The following is an 18,750-nucleotide window of genomic DNA, read 5'->3' on the forward strand; positions in this document are numbered from 1 at the left end:
AACGCCAAGCCGTTTCGATGGACCAAGACTGCGGACCAGATCCTCGACCGCATCTGCCACTACTGCGACCGAATCTCAAAACCGGCTCACTAGGGCGCTCAGCGCGGCAGGAACGCCCGCAGGCCGGCCAGGTGGGGTTCGAGGTCGAGCCCCTGGCCGGCCAGCCACTCCGGGTTGTCGTAGGTGCCCTTGTAGCGGTCGCCGCGGTCGCAGATCAGGGTGACGACGCTGCCCTGGACGCCCGCTTCGCGCATCTCCCCGACGAGCTCGACGCACGCCGCCATGTTCGTCCCGGTGGAGCCGCCGACGTCCAGGCCGGTGACCTCGCGGGTCCAGTGCATGGCGGCGATCGAGCGGGCGTCGGGGACGGCGATCATGCGGTCGATCACGCCGGGCAGGAACGACGGCTCCACCCGGGGACGCCCGATGCCCTCGATCCGCGACCCCGAGGCCGTCACCGTGGGGTCGCCGGAGACCCAGCCGGGGTAGAACGCCGAGCCCTCCGGGTCGACCACGGCCAGGCGGGTGGGGTGGCGGCGGTAGCGGATGTAGCGGCCGATCGTGGACGACGTGCCGCCGGTGCCGGCGCCGACGACGATCCAGGCGGGCTCGGGATGCGGCTCCATGGACATCTGGGAATAGATCGACTCGGCGATGTTGTTGTTGCCACGCCAGTCGGTCGCGCGTTCGGCGTAGGTGAACTGGTCCATGAAGTGGCCCCCGGTCTCGGCGGCCAGCCGGTGAGATTCGTCATAGATCGCCCCCGGGTCGGCCACGAGGTGACACTTCCCGCCGTAGAACTCGATGAGGTGGCACTTCTCGGGCGACGTGGACGCGGGCATGACCGCGATGAACGGCAGCCCGAGCAACCGGGCGAAATACGCCTCGCTGACCGCGGTCGAGCCGCTGGACGCCTCCACGATCGTGGTGGCCGGGCCGATCCAGCCGTTGGCGAGGCCGTACAGGAACAGGGACCGCGCGAGCCGGTGCTTGAGTGAACCGGTCGGGTGCACCGATTCGTCTTTCAGGTAGAGGTTTACGCCCCAGTGCGAGGGAAGCGGAAAGACGTGCAGGTGAGTGTCACAACTTCGGTTGGCGTCGGCCTCCACCTTGCGGATGGCCTCCGCCACCCACCGACGTGTCCCCGTGTCGTGACGGTCCACAGATTCCATGTCCATACGCTATCCCCTGTGACTCTGACCACTATTCCTACGAAATTGGGTGGGTAGTGTTATGATAATGAGACTTGTCCGGCCGTGGACGTGACCACGCACGCCGCGAGCCAGATGGACGACAAACCCCTTCTGACCTATGCGGACTCTCCTAACGCGTCCCTTACCCGGGAGTTGCGAGGATGAGGAACGCTGTCAGGCGGCTTGTGCCGAACGGGGGATAGCGCAAGGGGGAATGAATTGATCACTATGACCGATGAGCAGCGCCAGGACTGGTTCGAGCGCGATGTCGTGCCCGTGACGTCGCAGCTGTTCGCTTCCGCCATGCGCCTGACCCGTAACGCCGCCGACGCCGAGGACCTGGTGCAGGAGACGGTCGCCAAGGCGTACACGTCCTACCACCAGTTCCGCGAGGGCACCAACCTCAAGGCGTGGCTGCACCGCATCCTCACCAACAACTTCATCAACGACTACCGCAAGAAGCAGCGCTCGCCGAAGTTGTCGGCCGCCGAGGACATCGAGGACTGGCAGCTGCACGCCGCCGAGTCCCACACCTCGACAGGCCTGCGCTCGGCCGAGACCGAGGCGCTCGACCGGCTGCCCGACAGCGTCGTGATGAACGCCCTGCGCTCCCTGCCCGAGGACTTCCGCGTGGCCGTCTACCTGGCCGACGTCGAGGGGTTCGCGTACAAGGAGATCGCCGAGCGCATGGGGACGCCCATCGGCACCGTGATGTCCCGTCTGCACCGTGGCCGCCGCCAGCTCCGCGGCATGCTGGAGGACTACGCGCGGGAGGAGGGCGCCGTGCGCCTTCCCGCCCCCCGCGCCGCGGCCTAGGAAGAGTTCAGGGACAGGCGAAGGCGGACGCGTAACACGCCGCCTTCGTCGCGCAGCTGCACCCGGTCGCACAGCTGCCGGCTGATCCAGAGCCCGTACCCCCGCGGGGACTCGGGCTCCGGCGGTATGTAGCCCGGCAGGGGGTCGTCGAGCACCCCGCCGGGATCGGCGATCTCGCAGACGAGGTCGCGCTCCTCCACCCACATCGTGATGGTGCCGAACCCGGCGCCGTGCTCGACGCAGTTCGCGGCGATCTCCGAGACGCTGAGCACCAGCGAGGAGATGAGGTTGCGGTCCATGCCGGCCGTCCTGGCGTAGTCGCCGACGGTCTGGCGCAGGCGCTTGAGCTCGCGGGCCGTGAACCGCACCAGGCAGGCCCCGGGGCCCGGCTCGGGGAACGGCGCGTCGTCGCCGTCGAGCACCAGCTCGTGGGGCTGCACGAATCGCCCGCTGGCCGCCTCGCCCCCCGCCCCCAGCACCAGGGGATGGACGACCGGGGTGAGCTCGCGGACGGGCTCGGGGGCGTCGCGCAGGTCGTACAGGCACATCATGACGGACGGGGCCGCGGCCAGGGCGGCGTTGACGACCGAGTCGTAGCGGATGAGGTCCTGGATCCGCGGCTCGCTCAGCTCCGCCCAGACGGGCTCCCCGACGACCAGGGTGGGCCGGCCGCGGGTGTACTCGTGGTAGGCGGCCAGCATCCGGTGGGGGTGGCCGTACCAGGCGCCGGCCGGGCGGCTGTCGATGCGCCGCGCGTCGCCGTCGAGGGCCTCGGCCAGCAGCGCCAGCCGGTCGGGGCGGTTGACGACCAGCACGCGCCGGTCTTCGTCCAGCGCGGTTCGCACGCGCGGCACGACGAGGTCGAGGAAGGCCCGATCGGAGTCGTACGGTACCGCGACGTGCTTCAGCGACTGTGCCCGCTCCCGGCGCACGGCCGAAACGTAACAAGGGCGGTCCGGCCGCGCAACGGCGGAAGCCGACCAATAACGTCGAACGGCCTGCGCGTGACTCCCCGGAGTTTCATGATTACTCCATGTCTTGGACGGCTGATGCCCGTTGCTGGGTACATCTGTTGTGTACGGAAACGTCGGCAGGGGGTGGCGTGTGACCGAAGCCCGCGCGGCGGCGGAGAAACTCCAGGCGGAGCTGCACGGGCTGGGAGTCACCAGCGCGTACGAGGTGGGGGACGGAGCGACCATCTCGGTCTGGATAGGTCTCGTCGTGCACTACAGGGACGGTTTTTACCGTTGGCAGGAAGGTCCGGTTAAACGTCGTCATCTGGGTACGGATCCGGTTGGATGTGCCATGCGCGTGGCGCGCCGCTACAAGGAGCTGCACGCGGATATCCCACTCTGGTGGGACGACCTGGCCAGGGAACTACGGGGGAGACCGGTCCAGGACTATCCGTAAGGCCCCCGCGTGCGGTGTTTCGGGGGAAAACATGCGCATTTGGGCTTTGCCATTCGTCCTGATCGTTCTCGTGGGCTGCGCCGCCCAGCCGGTGCCGCGCCGACATTCCGCCATGATCCGGCCGCAGGTCAGTCCTGAGGTCCTGGCCAAGCGGCTGATCGCGCAGCAGGCCGACTGGCCGCGCAGCCGCAGGTTCGACTGCGGAAAGATCAAGTGTGTGGCCCTGACCTTCGACGACGGTCCAGGGCCCTACACCGGCAAGCTGCTCGACCTGTTGCACCAGCGCCACGTCAGGGCCACGTTCTTCGTGCTGGGGGAGATGGTGGCCGCCGACAGCGGCGGCCGGATCACCCGCCGCATCGTGGACGAGGGCCACGAGATCGGCAACCACTCCTGGTCCCATCCGTCGCTGACCGGCCTGTCCCGCGAGGGCGTGCGCAACGAGCTGGGGCACACCGACGAGCTCGTCCACCGGCTGACCGGGGTCAAGATGCGGGTGATGCGCCCGCCGTACGGCAGCACCGACGACGCCGTCGCCGCCGAGACCCGCCGCGAGGGCCTGGCCCAGATCCTGTGGGACGTCGACACCCTCGACTGGCTGCACCGCGAGCCCGCCGCCGTGGTCAGGCGGGCCGACACCGCCAAGGCGGGGTCGATCGTGCTCATGCACGACATCCACCCCACCACGGTCGAGGCCGTGCCGAAGGTGATCGACACCCTCGCCAGGAAGGGCTACACGTTCGTCACGATCTCGGAGCTGTACGGCCGCCCGCCCACGCCGGGCCGCACGTACACCGCACGGTGAGCGGCATGGCACCCTTGGGCCATGGCTTTCACCGGCTTCCCCGACGAGGCGTTCATCTTCTACGAGGGCCTGGAGGCGGACAACTCCAAGCATTACTTCACCCGCCACAAGCACCTCTACGAGGACGCGGTGCGCGGGCCCATGACGGAGCTCACCGACGAGCTGGCCGCCGAGTTCGGCCCGGCCCAGCTCTTCCGGCCCTACCGTGACGTGCGCTTCTCCAAGGACAAGACGCCGTACAAGACCCATCAGGGCGCCTTCGTCGACCTGATGCCCGGCATCGGCTACTACGTCGAGATCAGCGCCGCCGGCCTGTACGTCGCCGGCGGCCGCTACACCCAGGCCGCCGACCAGATCGCCCGCTACCGCGCGGCCGTGGACGAGGACGTCACCGGCAAGCCGCTGGAGTCGATCACGGCCCGGCTCGCCGACGCCGGCTACACGATCGGCGGCGACCGGCTGAAGACCAGGCCGCGCGGCTTCGACGAGAACCACCCGCGCATCGAGCTGCTGCGCCACAGGTCCCTGTACGCGGGCGTCCGCCACGAGCCGGAGCCGTGGGTGCACACGGCCGAGGTGCGCGGCCGCGTCGAGCGGGCCTGGCGCGACTTCGCCGCGCTGGTCGACTGGCAGTGCGCGCACGTCAGGGGCAGCGAGCTGCCGCGCCGCTGAGCCTCACCGCTGGCTCGTCGTGACCTGGTCGCCCTTCAGGATGCGGTCGACCGTCTGGCCGGCCGCCGAGCTGGCCGCCGTCGTGCCCACGGCCAGCGCCAGGGCCAGGGTCGGCGCGGCCAGGCTGCGCACGCTGCGCAGGTTGCGCACCCTGGCCCACGGCTCGCCGGCCAGGTGCATGATCCGCCACTCCCAGAACAGCCCGAGCCCGACGCAGACCATCATCACCTGCCCCACCACGATGGCCACGACCTGCGCCTTGTCCAGGGCGCCGATGTCCGGCTCGACCAGCGTCGACAGGTAGCCGGCCAGGCTGGTCAGCAGGGCCGCGACGGCCAGGTGCAGCGCTTTGGTCATCGGCTGGGTGCCCCTGACGCACGGGTAGAAGTAGCCGAACAGGAAGCCGAACGCGGGCAGGGTGAGCAGGTAGCGGCCGTCGAACAGGAAGCTGGTCAGGTCCGCGCCCTCCGGCCGGCCGTAGACCAGCGCGAAGGGCAGGCTGAGCAGCAGGCTGACGGTGAACGCCGACACGCCGTTGTGCCAGGGCGTGCAGCCGGCCGCCGTGGCGAAGGCGGTCTCGGGATGGCGGCCGTGCTCGCGCAGCGCCGACTCCAGCGACTGCCGCCGCTGGTCGAACTCGGCCATCGACATGTCCGCGGCCAGCCTGGTCCGTCCCGCGCGGTACAGCTCCTGCTCGGCGAGCAGCAGCAGGCGCCGGTGCAGGGCCGCGCGGACGAACTGCCGGTGCTCCTCCTGCGTGTCCGGCTCCACGACGGACGGGGGCGGCCCGGCCAGCAGCCAGCGCGCGGTCAGCCAGGCCACGATCGAGGTGATGGCCAGCAGCGGCAGCGGCACGTCGATGTCGGCCAGCGTCGTGCTGCCGCCGGGCGTGATGTAGAGCACCATCAGCACGACGACCATCGTCGACTCGGCGGCCGGGTCGCGCATGGCCGCCGGCCGGCAGCCCAGCCGCCACAGCCGCAGCACCAGCATCACGAACCCGAGCAGCAGCAGCCCGAGCACCCCGCGGACCAGCGGGTCCAGCGGCAGGCTCCCGATCGTCGGGACGGCCGCCCGCGGCACGGCCAGGCTCCACGACCCCGCGTCCAGCCATTCCGTGGGCCAGCCCTGCACCAGCAGGCTCACCACGACCGCGCCCACCACCGCGCCCCGGCTCCACCGCCTGGTCGCCACGGTGACCGCCGCCACGGGGATCATCGCCCAGCTCAGCGCCAGCAGCAGCCGGACGCTGTCGGGCGGGTACACGCCGTCCAGGAGCGCCCGCAGCCACAGGGCCAGCGCCAGCAGCCCGACCGCGGCCCCGGCCCACAGCGCGGCCAGGCGCACGACCACCGGCCTGACCCCGAGGTCCACGCTGAAGCCGACCGCCGCGCCCGCCGCCGCCAGGGCCGCGACGGCTCCGCCGGTCAGCAGCACGCGTCCGGGGAGCTGGCCGTGCAGCCACGACCAGCTCAGCATGCCGAGCCCGACCAGCAGGCCGAGCCCGGTCACCGTGAGCAGGTCGCGGCCGGTCCACGGCGGGCTGGTGGGCAGCACCCGTCCGGCGTGCCGCAGGGCCATCACCGGCACGGCGACGAACAGGATCACGTACCCGACCGGCGACCACTCCGCGGCGACCAGCGGGATCAGCAGGGCAGGCGCGGCGATGGCCAGGCCGACGACCAGCTCCCTGTTGGGCACCCGCTGCCACCACCGCCGGCCGAGCGAGCGCACCAGGAACACCGCCAGCGCGCACGCCGTGAGCACGCCGAGCGCGGTGGCCCAGGAGAAGTCGTCCTCCTCGGCGACGTCGGGGAAGCCGTAGGAGCCGGGGGCCAGCGTCAGGCTCACCGGGTAGGCGCCGACGGAGAAGCGCAGCAGGCCGCGCTCCTGCCGTTCCGGCTGGATGCCCTCGACGCGCAGCACGGTCCACTCGCCGGGCAGGACGGTGACCGTGCGCACCACGACGATCAGCGGGAGCGCGGTCGGCGAGGTGAAGTCGAGCCGGAGCAGCCCGTCGACCTTGACCTGGCGCAGCAGCGTCACGGTGAACTCGGCCGTGACGTGCCCCGGCGAGGAGACGATGAGCGGCGCGAGCCGGGTGGTGGGCGCCAGGCTCTGGCCGTCCGCCTTGAGCGCGCCGAACCCGGAGTCGGTCACCTGCGGCAGCGTGCCGGGGAAGCCGCCGCCCTGGCGCAGCGCCTCGGCCAGCGGGTCGTCGGGACGCAGGCCCAGCCGGTGCCTGACGGTGATCCTGACCTGGCGCTGCCGGGGATCGATCCGCCCCTCGGGGACGGCGCCGAGGTCGGCCGCGCGGGCCGGGGCGACCGAGACCTCGGTGGCGGCCGTACGGGCCCATCCGGCGGCCGGGTCGGCGCGGGCGGCGGCGGCCGCCCAGGGGTTGGTCACGACGGTGCTCTTGGGCCTGTCGGACCCGGTCACGGGTCTGGCTGCGATGGTGCACCAAACAATCGCCCCGAACGACACCAGAGCCAGCCCGAATGAAATCGCCATCCGGAGCTTTCCCACAATGGGGATGATTCTCCGGCATGCCGAAATGTTCTATGGCATAGGGTCACGGTGTTATCACAGATGGTCTCATGACCACATTTCTTTACACCGTGACCCGGGAGAGGCGTCCCATCGCGCGTGCTCGGGCCGTCCGTTGACAGGACCTGCTGACACGAAAGCCGCGTGTCACCGGGAAAAGTGACACGCGGCCGTGGTGCGGAGAGAACGAATCAGGCGCGCTTGGCGCGGGCGGCGGCGCGGCCGCGGGCGGCGGCGTCGAGCACGACCTTGCGGATGCGGACCGCGTCGGGCGTGATCTCCACGCACTCGTCCTCGCGGATGAACTCCAGCGCCTGCTCCAGCGAGAGCGTCCGCGGCGGGATGACCTTCTCGGTCTCCTCGCTCGTGGACGAGCGCATGTTCGTGAGCTTCTTCTCCTTGGTGATGTTCACGTCCATGTCGTCGGAACGCGAGTTCTCACCGATGATCATGCCCTCGTAGACCTCAGTGGTCGGCGAGACGAACAGCGTGCCGCGCTCCTGGAGGTTGAGCATGGCGAACGCGGTCACCGGGCCCGACCGGTCGGCCACCAGCGAGCCGTTGTTGCGGGTGCGCAGCTCGCCGAACCAGGGCTCGTAGGAGTCGAAGACGTGGTGGACCAGGCCGGTGCCGCGGGTCTCGGTCAGGAACTCGGTGCGGAAGCCGATCAGGCCGCGGGCCGGGACCACGAACTCCATGCGGATCCAGCCGGTGCCGTGGTTGGTCATGTGCTCCATGCGGCCCTTGCGGACGGCCAGGAGCTGGGTGACCGCGCCGAGGTACTCCTCCGGGCAGTCGACCGTCAGGCGCTCGACCGGCTCGTGCACCTTGCCGTCGATGGTCTTGGTGACCACCTGCGGCTTGCCGACGGTCAGCTCGTAGCCCTCGCGGCGCATCTGCTCGACGAGGATGGCCAGCGCCAGCTCACCGCGGCCCTGCACCTCCCAGGCGTCGGGACGGTCGGTGGGCAGCACGCGCAGCGACACGTTGCCGACCAGCTCCTTGTCGAGCCGGTCCTTGACCATGCGAGCGGTGACCTTCGAGCCCTTGACCTTGCCGACCAGCGGCGAGGTGTTGGTGCCGATCGTCATCGAGATCGCCGGCTCGTCGACCGTGATCAGCGGCAGCGGGCGCGGGTCCTCAGGGTCGGCCAGCGTCTCGCCGATCATGATCTCGGGGATGCCGGCGATGGCGATGATGTCGCCGGGGCCGGCCTCCTCGGCCGGCTTGCGCTCCAGCGCCTCCGTCATCAGCAGCTCGGTGATCTTCACCTTCTGGATCGTGCCGTCGGTACGGCACCAGGCGACCTGCTGGCCCTTGCGCATGACGCCCTGGTGGATCCGGCACAGCGCGATGCGGCCCAGGTAGGAGGAGGCGTCGAGGTTGGTGACGTGCGCCTGCAGCGGGGCGTTGGGGTCGTACGTGGGCGCCGGGATCGTCGACTTGATGATGTCGAACAGCGGCTCCAGGTCCTCGGAGTCGGGCATGCCGCCGTCGTCGGGACGGTTCATGGAGGCGCGGCCGGCCTTGGCCGAGGCGTAGACGATCGGGAAGTCGATCTGCTCCTCGGTGGCGTCGAGGTCCATGAAGAGCTCGTAGACCTCGTCGACGACCTCCTTGATGCGGGCGTCGGGGCGGTCGACCTTGTTGATGCACAGGATGACCGGCATCTTGGCGGCGAACGCCTTGCGCAGCACGAACCGGGTCTGCGGCAGCGGGCCCTCGGAGGCGTCGACCAGCAGCACCACACCGTCGACCATGGACAGGCCGCGCTCGACCTCGCCGCCGAAGTCGGCGTGGCCGGGGGTGTCGATGATGTTCAGGGTCATGCCGCCGTGCTTGACGGCGGTGTTCTTGGCGAGAATGGTGATGCCCTTCTCGCGCTCCAAATCGTTGGAGTCCATGACCCGGTCGTCGACGTCCTGGTTCGCGCGGAAGGCCCCGGACTGCCAGAGCATGGCGTCGACCAGTGTGGTCTTGCCATGGTCGACGTGCGCGATGATCGCGATGTTCCGCAGGTCGTCGCGGCTGTTCAAAGGCATGATGACTTCTCGCTCTGTGTCGTGGGGGCGGCCGCGCGAAGTCGCGACCCACCAAGTCTAGTTGATCCCCTCTCGTGACAAGAGCGGGACAAGGCGTCTGCGGCGCTGTAGAGGTGAACGCATCGGCCCGCGCCGCTGATTCCCGCCCTCCCGCATGGATCACGGGCAGGGGGCGGCCGGCGAGGTGGTCGGCAGGGTCGCCGACGTGCGGCTGTGCCAGGACGGCCCGCTGCTGATGGGCGTGCAGAACGCGTTCCGGGTCAGCGGCCTCATCGTCGTGCCGCGCCGCACCGGCAAGCTCTTCGGGTACGAGCGCGGCCCCGGCGGCCGGGCCCCCTGGCTGGTCGAGGCCCTGATCAGGCGCCGCCTCAAGGGCAGCAGGCTGGTGGCCTGGGAGCAGCTGGCCTGGGCGGGCGGCTCCTGGTCGGCGGAGCCCGGCGCCGGCCTGCGCCTGAACGTGCCCGCCGACCGGCTCGCCCCCCCTCACCGAGCTGTACGAGCGCGAGCCGGGACGTACATAGCAGGTTGCACATTTGTGTGCATGGCAGGAGCCGTCGCGGTCCCTACATTGTCGTCATGACGTGGACAGAGCTGGTTATGAGCTCGGCACCGAGCAAGGGCGACCAGCCGGCGGTGAGCGACGTCAGGACCGGCGAGGTGCTGTCGTACGCGCAGTTCGCCAGGCGGGTCACCCGCGCGGCGGGCGGGCTGCGGCGCGACGGGCTCGGCTACGGCGACCGCGTCCTCATCGACCTGCCGCTCGGCGCGTCGCTGGCGGTGGCGGTCCACGCGGTGGCCTGGGCGGGCGGCGTCGCCGTGCTGGGCGGCCCCGGCCCGGTCCGCATGGTGATCACCCGCGGTCCCCGCGAACCCGGCGGCGCCGCCGCCGACCGGGTCTACGCCTTCCGTCCCTCGCCCGGCGCGCTGCCGTTCGCCGGGCTGCTCAACGCGAGCCCGGTGGAGTTCGGCCCGCTGGCGGGCGCGGCGCTGGCGCCGGGCGGCGGCCGCGTGCTTGACCACGACGAGCTCGCCGCCGACCTGCGCAACCTGGCCGCCCGCCTGGTGGTCGGCAAGGACGACGTCGTCGTCAACGCGGCCGGCGACCTGCTCAAGGGGCTGCGGGTGCTCGACCTGGCGCTGATGTCGGGCGCCCACGTGGTGATCGCCGCCAACGAGCCGACCGTCATCGGCTGCCGGGTGCTGGCCGCCGAGCGCAGGGCCACCATGGTCGTGGCGCCCTATGACGTCGCCAGGCGGCTGGTGGGAAACCCCATTCTGCGCGTTGTGGACGAAAGGGCGATCGTCAGCTCGCTTGGCCTGTGAAAAGTGCGACACTGTGCAAGAGTGTGATCCTTCGGCGACGCAGGGTGAACACATGCCAGAGGCCCCCCGGCACAACCTTCCAGCAGAGCCCAACAGGTTCGTGGGCCGCGAACGCGACCTCGACGACCTGCGCGGGCTGTTCGGCGAGACGCGCGTGGTCACGTTGTGCGGCGTCGGCGGCATCGGCAAGACCCGGCTGGCCCTGCGGGTGGCCGCCGGGCTGGTGGACGGCTATCCGGGCGGGGTGTGGCTGGTCGAGCTGGCCCGGGTCAGCCGTCCTGAGCAGATCGTCCAGGAGATCGCCCGGGCGCTGCGGGTGCGCGAGGAGAGCGGGCGGCCGCTGCTCGACACCGTCACCGCCCGGCTGCGCGAGCTGCGCTGCCTGCTGCTGCTCGACAACTGCGAGCACCTGGTCGACGGGTGCGCCGAGCTGGCCGCCGAGCTGGTCGCCTGCTGCCCCCGGCTGAGCATCCTGGCCACCAGCCGGGAGCCGCTGCGCATCGCCAGCGAGCTGATCTGGCGGGTGCCGCCGCTCGACCTGCCCGAGATGGGATACGCCGACGCCGAGTCGGTGCAGCTGTTCATGGACCGGGCCGCCGCCGCCGGCACCCGGCTCGGCCCCGACAGCCTGCCCGACGTGGTCCGCCTGTGCCAGGCGCTCGATGGGCTGCCGCTGGCCCTGGAGCTGGCGGCGGCCCGTACGAGCCTGCTCAGCCCCGGGCAGATCGCCGACCGGCTCGACGACCGTTTCTCGCTGCTGACCACGGGCGGCCGTACGGCTCCGGCGCGGCAGCGCACGCTGCTGGCCACCGTCGACTGGAGCTACGACCTGCTGTCGGCCAAGGAGCAGGTGCTGCTGCGCCGGCTGTCGGTCTTCGCCCGCGACTTCGACCTCGACCTGGCCGAGCAGGTCTGCGCCGAGCGGCCCATCGCCCGGGACGAGATCGTCGACCTCCTCGGCGGCCTGGTCGACAAGTCCCTCGTGCTGTGCGACGAGGAACGCAGGCGCTACCGCATGCTGGAGACGATCAAGCGGTACGCGATGAAGCGGCTGGAGCGGGCCGGCGAGCGCGAGGACGTCCGCGAGCGGCACCTCACCGTCCTGTGCGACCTGCAGGAACGCCACTTCACGACCGAGATGGTCCGGCCCGGCGTGCCCTGGCCGGAGCGGCTGGAGTGCCTGACGGCCAGCAAACAGCTCCTCGACGACCAGCGGGCCGCCCTCGACTGGGCCGCCGAGTCCGGCAACGCGCGGCTGGGCCTGCGCCTGTGCGCCGCCAGCACCGCCCTGCTGCCCATCTCCGGCAACCTGACCGAGATCGTCGGCTGGATCGAGCGGCTGCTCTCGCTCGACCTCGAACCCGTGCCCGACGCGCAGGTCGCGCAGGGCAAGGCGTACCTCGCCTACGGGCTGGAGGCCCGCGACGAGCTCAGCCGGTCGCTGGAGGTGGCCACGGAGAGCCTGGCCGGCCTGGGCGAGGAGAACGTGTTCACCCGTTGCGTCATGCACAGCCTCGTGGTGGTGGTCCTGCTCCGCATGGGCCGCATCGACGAGGCGCTGCACCACGCCGAGCGGGGGCTGGCCGAGGCCACCGCGTCGGGCGACGCCTGGAACCAGGCGGCGGGGCTGGCCGGGCTGTCGGCGGTGGCGCTGACCAGGGGCCGGCTGCGCGAGGCCCAGCGGCTGGGCGACGAGGCCCTGGCGCGGGCGCGCGAGCACGGCCACCGCTGGCTCATGGCCAGGATGGCCGCCCAGCTCGGCGCCGTGGCCGAGGCCCGCGGCGACCTGGAGACCGCCAAGTCCCGCTACGAGCTGGCCGTCCCGTGGTTGTGCGAGCTGGGCAGCGATTCCGACCTGGCGCGCTGCCTGGCCAGGGTGGGCCGGGTCGCGGCCATGCTGGGCGAGTTCGCCGCGGCCAGGGAGCGGCTGGCCGACAGCCTCGCGCTGAGCCGGCAGACCGGCCAGCGGCAGGGGGTGGCCCGGTGCCTGGCCGGCCTGTCGGTGCTGGCCGAGCACGAGGGCGACCTCGACGGCGCGGTGCTGGCCGCCGCCGCCGCGGCCACGCTGCGCGAGTCGATCGGCCAGCACTCGGCCACGATCCGGATCGAGGAGCTGCTCTCGCGCGCCCGCGCCAAGCTCGGCGAGGGCCGTACGGCCTCCCTGTGGTCGCGCGGCCGGGCGATGAGCCCCGACGCCGCCGCCCGCCAGGTGCTGGCGGGGGAGCGGCCCGCGGCGCCGCCGCCCGCGCCGGCCGAGCCGGTCAGGCACTCGCTGCTGACCGTGCGCGAGCTGGAGATCGCCGGCCTGCTGACCCGCGGCCTGTCCAACCGGGCCATCGCCGAGGAGCTGGTGATCAGCCCGGCCACGGTCGCCCGGCACATCGCCAACATCATGGAGAAGCTGGGGTACACCTCGCGCGCGCAGATCGCGGTGTGGGCCGCCGAGCACCCCAGCGCTTCTGCATAGGGATCTGCATATTCCGCCCCATGTAGGCACGTGACCCCCTCCCTACCGTGGACGCCATGGATGAGCACATCGTCATGGTGGACTCCGGCACGGGCGTGGAGCTCACCGAGAAGCAGCTGGACGAGCGGTCGTCGATCGCGACCGCCCAGTTGCGGCGCAGAGGGGTGCGCGCGGGCGACACGGTGCTCGTCTGCCTGCCCGTGGGGCCCGACCTGCTGGTGGCGGCGGACGCGGTGATGGCGGCGGGCGGCGTCGTCTGGCCGGTGCCCGCCGATCTGGACCGGGCCGGGCTGGGGGAGCGCATCCGGGCCAGCGGCGCGCGGGTGATGATCTCCGACGTGCCGGAGGCGCTGGAGGCGGCCGAGGAGTCGCGGGTGCGGATCGTGATGAGCGTGGCCGAGCTGGGCGGGCGGCATCCGTATCCGCGCAGTCGCGGACAGTCCACGGAAAGTGATCGCACGCGGTCGGCCGGAGGTGGAGACTGAGCGCACCTGTGATCCTCCGCTGACCCTGGGCGCCGACATGACCTCGCCAGTTCCGCACAACCTGCCCGCAGAGCCCAACCGTTTCGTCGGCCGCGGGCGCGACCTGACCGAGCTGAGCACGCTGGTCCACGACGAACGCGTGGTCACGCTGAGCGGCGTCGGCGGCATCGGCAAGACCCGCCTGTCGCTGCGGGTGGCGGCCAGGGCCGCGCCGGGCTTCGCCGACGGCGTCTGGCTGGTCGAGCTGGCCCGCCTCGCCGACCCCGCGCTGATCGTCAACGAGATGGCCGGGGTGCTCGGCGTCCGCGACGAGGCCCCGGGGCGGCTGCTCGACGGCCTGCGCGTACGGCTGCGCGAGGCCAGGGCGCTGATCGTGCTCGACAACTGCGAGCATCTGGTCGACCGCTGCGCCGAGCTGGTCGCCGGCCTGATCGCCGACTGCCCCCAGCTGCGTTTCCTGCTCACCAGCCGGGAGCCGCTGCGCATCCCCGGCGAGCTGGTCTGGCGGGTGCCGCCGCTGGAGCTGCCCGACGACCACCATCCCGACGCCGAGTCCGTGCTGCTGTTCGTCGAGCGGGCGCTGGCGGCGGGCGCCCGGTCGGTGACCGGCAGCATGGACGACGTCGTGCGCCTGTGCCGGGCGCTCGACGGCCTGCCGCTGGCGCTGGAGCTGGCCGCGGCCCGTACGAGCCTGATGAGCCCCGGCCGCATCGCCGACCGCATCGGCGACCGGTTCACCCTGCTGACCAGGGGCGACCGTACCGCGCCCGCCCGCCAGCGCACCCTGCTGGCCACCGTCGAGTGGAGCCACGACCTGCTGCGGCCCAAGGAGCGCGTGTTGCTGCGCCGGTTGTCGGTGTTCGCCGGGCTGTTCGACCTGGCCGTGGCCGAACGGGTGTGCGCCGACGGCGGCATCGTGCCCAGGGCCGAGCTGCTCGACCTGCTCAACGGCCTGGTGAACAAGTCGCTGGTGCTCCACCACGACGGGCGTTACCGCCTGCTGGAGACCATCAGGCAGTACGCCGCCGAGCGGCTGGCCGAGGCCGGCGAGCTGACCCTGCTGCGCGACCGGCACCTGCGGGTGATCTGCGAGGAGATGGAACACTGCTACCAGGCCGGCACGCTCGATCCGCGCATGCCCTGGTCCGCCCGCGTCCCGCACTTCGTCAGGGGCCGCGCGCTGATGGACGACTGCCGGGCCGCGGTGGAGCGGGCGGTGGAGTCGCCCGACCCCGTGCTCGGGCTGCGCCTGGCCCGCGCCGCCCTGGCGATCCTGGCCGTACGCGGCGAGCTGGGCGAGACCGTCGGCTGGCACCAGCGGCTGCTCGCCCTCGACCTGTCCCGGGTGCCCTCCGACGTGGTCGCGGTGGCCAAGGGCGGCCTGGCGTACGGGCTGGAGATCTGCGACGAGCTGGCCCGCGCCGAGGAGCTGGTCGTGCAGGGGGTGGAGGAGCAGAAGAGGCATCCGTACACCCACTGGCTGGGCGTCACCTACAGCGTGGCGCTGGCCGTGTTCTTCCGCACCGGCCAGAGCGAGAAGGCGCTGCGTTACCTGGAGGAGCTGGAGGCGGCGGCCACCGCCCACGACGACCTGTTCAACCTGGCCACGGTCCGCATCGCGCAGCTCAACCTGGCGCTGTTCCGCGGCCAGCTCCGCCAGGCCCGCCGGCGCGGCGAGCAGGCGCTGGCCCTGGCCAGGGAGGCCGGCCACCACTGGACGCTGGCCAGGGCGCTGACCCACCTGGGCGCGGTGGCCGAGGCGGCGGGCGACCTGGAGGCCGCCATGACCTGCCACACCTCGGCCCTGCCGCTGCTTGAGGACATGGGCAACCGGGTCGAGCTGGCCCGCTGCCAGGCCAAGCTGGGCCGGGTGGCGGCCCGGATGCACGACTATCCGGCCGCCCGGCTGCACCTGGCCGCCAGCCTGGCGCTGAGCACCCGCACCGGCCAGCGCAGGGGCGTGGTGCGGGCGCTGACGGCCATGTCGGCGCTGGCGGCCGAGCAGGGCGACCTGGAGGGCGCGGTGCTGGCCGCCGCCGCCGCGACCGCGCTGCGGGAGGCCATCGGCCAGTACGGCGTCCCCGGCCCGGTGCAGGAGTTGCTCACGCGGGCCAGGGCCGGGCTCGGCGAGGGCCGGGTGTCGCTGCTGTGGGCCAAGGGGGCCCGGCAGTCGCCCGACGAGGTCGCCGGGCGCGTGCTCGACGCCGGCCAGGCCGTTCCCGCGGGGCCGTCCGGGCCGCCGCCGGGGGCCTGGCAGGGCGGGCTGACCGGCCGGGAGCTGGAGATCGCCGCGCTGCTCACGGGCGGGCTGAGCAACCGGGCCATCGCCCTGAAGCTGGTGATCAGCCCGGCCACGGTGGCCCGGCACGTCGCCAACATCATGGAGAAGCTGGGCTTCGCCTCCCGGGCCCAGATCGCGGTGTGGGCCACCGGGCACGGCCTGGAAACGGACCACGAATAAGCTGGTATTCATGCCTTTCGCGCCACATTTCCCGGTGATGCTCAGAACCGAGGACGGTGTCCGCATCGACGCCGCCCACACCCCCTCGGCGGCCGGGGACATCGGGATCGTCATGGCGCACGGCTTCACCGGATCCTGGCGCGAGCGCACCGCCCGCCGCATCGCGCACGTGCTCAGCGGCTACGGCGGCGTGCTCGCGTTCGACTTCCGCGGCCACGGGCGCTCGGGCGGCGAGACGACGGTCGGCGACCTGGAGATCCTCGACGTGGAGGCCGCCGTACGGCATGCCCGCGTGGTCGGCTACCGGCGGATCGCGGTCGTGGGCTTCTCCATGGGGGCGGCGGTGGCCGTCCGGCACGCGGCGCTGCGCCGGGGCGTGGACGCGGTGGCGGCGGTCAGCGGCCCGGCGCGCTGGTACTACCGGGGCACCAAGCCCATGCGCCAGGTCCACTGGGCCATCGAGCAGCCGTTCGGCAGGTTCGCCGCCCGGCTGGCCAAGCGCACCAGGATCGCGAGCGGCCAGTGGGACCCGATCCCGATGCCGCCGCACGAGGCCGCCGCCCTGGTCTCGCCCGCCCCGCTGCTGGTCGTGCACGGCGACGCCGACGCCTTCTTCCCGCTGGACCACGCCCACCAGCTCTACGACGGCGCCCGCGAGCCCAAGGAGCTGTGGATCGAGCCGGGCTACGGGCACGCGGAGTCGGCCGCCAGCCCCGAACTCATCCGGCGTATCGGTAAATGGATCTCCTCGAACCTTTCGTGAGTAATACCCGTCTATCTAGGACGGATGGAAAGGATCCGCCGGGAGAAAAGTCCTCGGGGAAGGAAACCGCCTTCGCGGTGACCTGGGACATACTTCAGTAGCCGGGCAGTCGCCGACTGTAGGCGGCGGATCCGGCACCTAGCGTCGCGGGGGCACGCTGGGTGCCTTTCCCCGGCCCGCGAGAGGGGCCCCGCGGCGCGCGGGGCCCCTCTTCGCCGCCGCTAGCCCAGCCGGGCGATCGTCTTGTACTCCAGGTAGCCGTTCAGGCCCTCGGGGCCGAGCTCGCGGCCGATGCCGCTGGCCTTGAAGCCGCCGAAGGGCGCGTTCGACTCCAGCATGAAGCAGTTGACGCCGTAGGTCCCGGTGCGCACCTGGCGGGCGACGTTCATGCCGCGCTCGGCATCGGCCGTCCAGACCGTGCCGGCCAGGCCGTAGTCGCTGTCGTTGGCGATGCGCAGGGCGTCGGCCTCGTCCTCGTACGGGATCACCGCCAGGACCGGGCCGAAGATCTCCTCGCGGGCGATGCGCATGTCGTTGCTGACGTTGGCGAAGACCGTGGGGGCGACGTACCAGCCGCGGTCACGGGGACGGTCGAGGCCGCCGACGACGACCTTGGCGCCCTCGTCCATGCCGATCTTGATGTAGCCCTCGACGCGCTCCTGCTGGCGCTTGGCCACCAGCGGGCCGATGCCGGTCGCCGGGTCGGCCGGGTCGCCGACGGGCTGGGAGTTGACCATGTTCGCCACGGCGTCCACGACCTCGTCGTACCGGCTGCGGGAGGCCAGGATGCGGGTCTGGGCGACGCACGCCTGGCCGTTGTTCATCAGCGTGGCCATGGCCAGGAAGCCCATGCTCGCCTGCAGGTCGGCGTCGTCCAGGATGATCGCGGCGGACTTGCCGCCGAGCTCCAGGCTGACCCGCTTGAGCTGCTCGCCGCAGATGGAGGCGATGCGGCGGCCGGCGGCGGTGGAGCCGGTGAAGGCCACCTTGTCGACGCCGGGGTGGGAGATCAGGTGCTCGCTCACCTCGCGCCCGGCGGGCACGACGTTGAGCACGCCCGCCGGGATCCCGGCCTCGGCGGCCCACTCGGCCAGCAGGTAGGCGTCCAGCGGCGTCTCGGGCGCGGGCTTGAGCACGATCGTGCACCCGGCCAGCAGCGCGGGCGCGACCTTGGTCATGGTCACGAACTGGGGCACGTTCCACGGGACGACGGCCGCCACGACGCCGACCGGCTCGCGCCGCACGGTGATCGGCCCGAACAGTCCGGGACGCTCCTCCTCCTGGGCGAACTCCTTGCCCAGCCCGGCGTAGAACTGCAGCATGCCGAGCGGCTGCGGCGCCTGCGCGAGGTTGGAGAAGGTGATCGGCGAGCCCATCTCCTCGGTGATCAGGGCGGCCATCTCGCCCTGCCGCTCGTTGTAGATCGCGGCCAGCCGCTCGATCACGGCGGCCCGCTCGGCGAACGTCATGCGCGGCCACGGCCCGTGGTCGAACGCCTGGCGGGCGGCGGCCACCGCGCGTTCCACGTCCTCGGCGGCGCCGTCGGGGACGCGGCCCACGACCTCCTCGGTGTGGGGGGAGATGACGTCGATCGTGCCGGTGCCCGCGGGGGTCACCCATTCGCCCCCGATGAACAGCTTGTCGTGCTGGCGCATGTCGTGAGCCCTCCTGCTTGACCGAATGCTTGCTTGCTACGCGTAATCCTCAAGGCGACCGAACCATGTTCTGTCCGGGCGCGCAAGAGGGGCGCGGCAGCGGTGTGC

General features: G+C 71.8%; 15 protein-coding genes. 10 read left to right on the plus strand and 5 right to left on the minus strand.

What is annotated here, in order from left to right; translation table 11 throughout:
- Positions 1 to 98: 98 nt before the first annotated feature.
- A complete protein-coding gene (locus ACFYYW_RS35235) occupies positions 99 to 1,172 on the minus strand; it encodes a PLP-dependent cysteine synthase family protein (RefSeq protein ID WP_387655368.1) in 1,074 nt (357 codons plus the stop codon).
- A 249-nt stretch (positions 1,173 to 1,421) separates the two neighbouring features.
- On the opposite strand from ACFYYW_RS35235, the gene ACFYYW_RS35240 reads away from it, so the two are divergent.
- A complete protein-coding gene (locus tag ACFYYW_RS35240; RefSeq protein ID WP_352324845.1) occupies positions 1,422 to 2,009 on the plus strand; it encodes a sigma-70 family RNA polymerase sigma factor in 588 nt (195 codons plus the stop codon).
- Here the strand turns inward: ACFYYW_RS35240 and ACFYYW_RS35245 are convergent.
- Positions 2,006 to 2,941, minus strand: coding sequence for an anti-sigma factor RsbA family regulatory protein (locus ACFYYW_RS35245; RefSeq protein WP_387655371.1), 936 nt, complete (start codon positions 2,939 to 2,941; stop codon positions 2,006 to 2,008). The two genes, ACFYYW_RS35240 and ACFYYW_RS35245, sit on opposite strands and share 4 nt — an antisense overlap.
- A 172-nt stretch (positions 2,942 to 3,113) precedes the next feature.
- On the opposite strand from ACFYYW_RS35245, the gene ACFYYW_RS35250 reads away from it, so the two are divergent.
- From ACFYYW_RS35250 to ACFYYW_RS35260, 3 genes are all read left to right on the plus strand, one after another.
- Positions 3,114 to 3,419 carry a hypothetical protein gene (locus ACFYYW_RS35250; protein ID WP_352324847.1) on the plus strand — a complete coding sequence of 102 codons (306 nt, stop codon included), beginning with the start codon at positions 3,114 to 3,116 and terminating at the stop codon, positions 3,417 to 3,419.
- A gap of 112 nt (positions 3,420 to 3,531) precedes the next feature.
- Entirely contained in the window at positions 3,532 to 4,224 is a 693-nt protein-coding gene (locus ACFYYW_RS35255; protein WP_387655375.1) for a polysaccharide deacetylase family protein, read from the plus strand.
- 21 nt (positions 4,225 to 4,245) lie between these two features.
- The gene (locus ACFYYW_RS35260) at positions 4,246 to 4,896 is read left to right on the plus strand and encodes a DUF2461 domain-containing protein (protein WP_387655378.1); all 651 of its coding nucleotides are present in this window, start codon (positions 4,246 to 4,248) and stop codon (positions 4,894 to 4,896) included.
- A gap of 3 nt (positions 4,897 to 4,899) precedes the next feature.
- On the opposite strand, the gene ACFYYW_RS35265 is transcribed toward ACFYYW_RS35260, so the two are convergent.
- Positions 4,900 to 7,305: a hypothetical protein gene (locus ACFYYW_RS35265; RefSeq protein WP_387655381.1), complete on the minus strand. Its 2,406-nt coding sequence runs from the start codon at positions 7,303 to 7,305 to the stop codon at positions 4,900 to 4,902.
- Positions 7,306 to 7,637: 332 nt separating this feature from the next.
- Positions 7,638 to 9,488 (minus strand): translational GTPase TypA, encoded by a 1,851-nt coding sequence (gene typA / locus ACFYYW_RS35270; RefSeq protein ID WP_387655384.1) that lies wholly within the window; start codon positions 9,486 to 9,488, stop codon positions 7,638 to 7,640.
- A 154-nt stretch (positions 9,489 to 9,642) separates the two neighbouring features.
- On the opposite strand from typA, the gene ACFYYW_RS35275 reads away from it, so the two are divergent.
- From ACFYYW_RS35275 to ACFYYW_RS35300, 6 genes are read left to right on the plus strand one after another with little or no spacing between them, the layout of a single operon-like run.
- A complete protein-coding gene (locus ACFYYW_RS35275; protein ID WP_387655386.1) occupies positions 9,643 to 10,068 on the plus strand; it encodes a hypothetical protein in 426 nt (141 codons plus the stop codon).
- Entirely contained in the window at positions 10,065 to 10,811 is a 747-nt protein-coding gene (locus ACFYYW_RS35280; protein WP_387655389.1) for an AMP-binding protein, read from the plus strand. Before ACFYYW_RS35275 ends, ACFYYW_RS35280 begins: the two co-directional genes overlap by 4 nt.
- 52 nt (positions 10,812 to 10,863) lie before the next feature.
- Positions 10,864 to 13,278, plus strand: coding sequence for a LuxR C-terminal-related transcriptional regulator (locus ACFYYW_RS35285; protein WP_387655392.1), 2,415 nt, complete (start codon positions 10,864 to 10,866; stop codon positions 13,276 to 13,278).
- 56 nt (positions 13,279 to 13,334) lie between these two features.
- Entirely contained in the window at positions 13,335 to 13,763 is a 429-nt protein-coding gene (locus ACFYYW_RS35290; protein WP_352323973.1) for an AMP-binding protein, read from the plus strand.
- A gap of 37 nt (positions 13,764 to 13,800) precedes the next feature.
- Positions 13,801 to 16,224 (plus strand): LuxR C-terminal-related transcriptional regulator, encoded by a 2,424-nt coding sequence (locus ACFYYW_RS35295; RefSeq protein ID WP_387655396.1) that lies wholly within the window; start codon positions 13,801 to 13,803, stop codon positions 16,222 to 16,224.
- Positions 16,225 to 16,261: 37 nt separating this feature from the next.
- Positions 16,262 to 16,987: an alpha/beta hydrolase gene (locus tag ACFYYW_RS35300; protein ID WP_387655399.1), complete on the plus strand. Its 726-nt coding sequence runs from the start codon at positions 16,262 to 16,264 to the stop codon at positions 16,985 to 16,987.
- A 221-nt stretch (positions 16,988 to 17,208) separates the two neighbouring features.
- On the opposite strand, the gene ACFYYW_RS35305 is transcribed toward ACFYYW_RS35300, so the two are convergent.
- Positions 17,209 to 18,642 (minus strand): aldehyde dehydrogenase, encoded by a 1,434-nt coding sequence (locus ACFYYW_RS35305; RefSeq protein WP_387655402.1) that lies wholly within the window; start codon positions 18,640 to 18,642, stop codon positions 17,209 to 17,211.
- Between the last annotated feature and the right edge of the window lie 108 nt (positions 18,643 to 18,750).

This window comes from Nonomuraea sp. NPDC001831, from assembly GCF_042892035.1.
Classification (GTDB): Bacteria; Actinomycetota; Actinomycetes; order Streptosporangiales; family Streptosporangiaceae; genus Nonomuraea.

Excerpts from the sequence above, each read along its gene's own strand:
- ACFYYW_RS35235 (WP_387655368.1), bottom strand. The coding sequence starts at position 1,172 with ATGGAATCTGTGGACCGTCACGACACGGGGACACGTCGGTGGGTGGCG.
- ACFYYW_RS35240 (WP_352324845.1), top strand. The coding sequence starts at position 1,422 with ATGACCGATGAGCAGCGCCAGGACTGGTTCGAGCGCGATGTCGTGCCC.
- ACFYYW_RS35255 (WP_387655375.1), top strand. The coding sequence starts at position 3,532 with ATGATCCGGCCGCAGGTCAGTCCTGAGGTCCTGGCCAAGCGGCTGATC.
- ACFYYW_RS35260 (WP_387655378.1), top strand. The coding sequence starts at position 4,246 with ATGGCTTTCACCGGCTTCCCCGACGAGGCGTTCATCTTCTACGAGGGC.
- typA (WP_387655384.1), bottom strand. The coding sequence starts at position 9,488 with ATGCCTTTGAACAGCCGCGACGACCTGCGGAACATCGCGATCATCGCG.
- ACFYYW_RS35275 (WP_387655386.1), top strand. The coding sequence starts at position 9,643 with ATGGATCACGGGCAGGGGGCGGCCGGCGAGGTGGTCGGCAGGGTCGCC.
- ACFYYW_RS35280 (WP_387655389.1), top strand. The coding sequence starts at position 10,065 with ATGACGTGGACAGAGCTGGTTATGAGCTCGGCACCGAGCAAGGGCGAC.
- ACFYYW_RS35285 (WP_387655392.1), top strand. The coding sequence starts at position 10,864 with ATGCCAGAGGCCCCCCGGCACAACCTTCCAGCAGAGCCCAACAGGTTC.
- ACFYYW_RS35290 (WP_352323973.1), top strand. The coding sequence starts at position 13,335 with ATGGATGAGCACATCGTCATGGTGGACTCCGGCACGGGCGTGGAGCTC.
- ACFYYW_RS35295 (WP_387655396.1), top strand. The coding sequence starts at position 13,801 with ATGACCTCGCCAGTTCCGCACAACCTGCCCGCAGAGCCCAACCGTTTC.
- ACFYYW_RS35300 (WP_387655399.1), top strand. The coding sequence starts at position 16,262 with ATGCTCAGAACCGAGGACGGTGTCCGCATCGACGCCGCCCACACCCCC.
- ACFYYW_RS35305 (WP_387655402.1), bottom strand. The coding sequence starts at position 18,642 with ATGCGCCAGCACGACAAGCTGTTCATCGGGGGCGAATGGGTGACCCCC.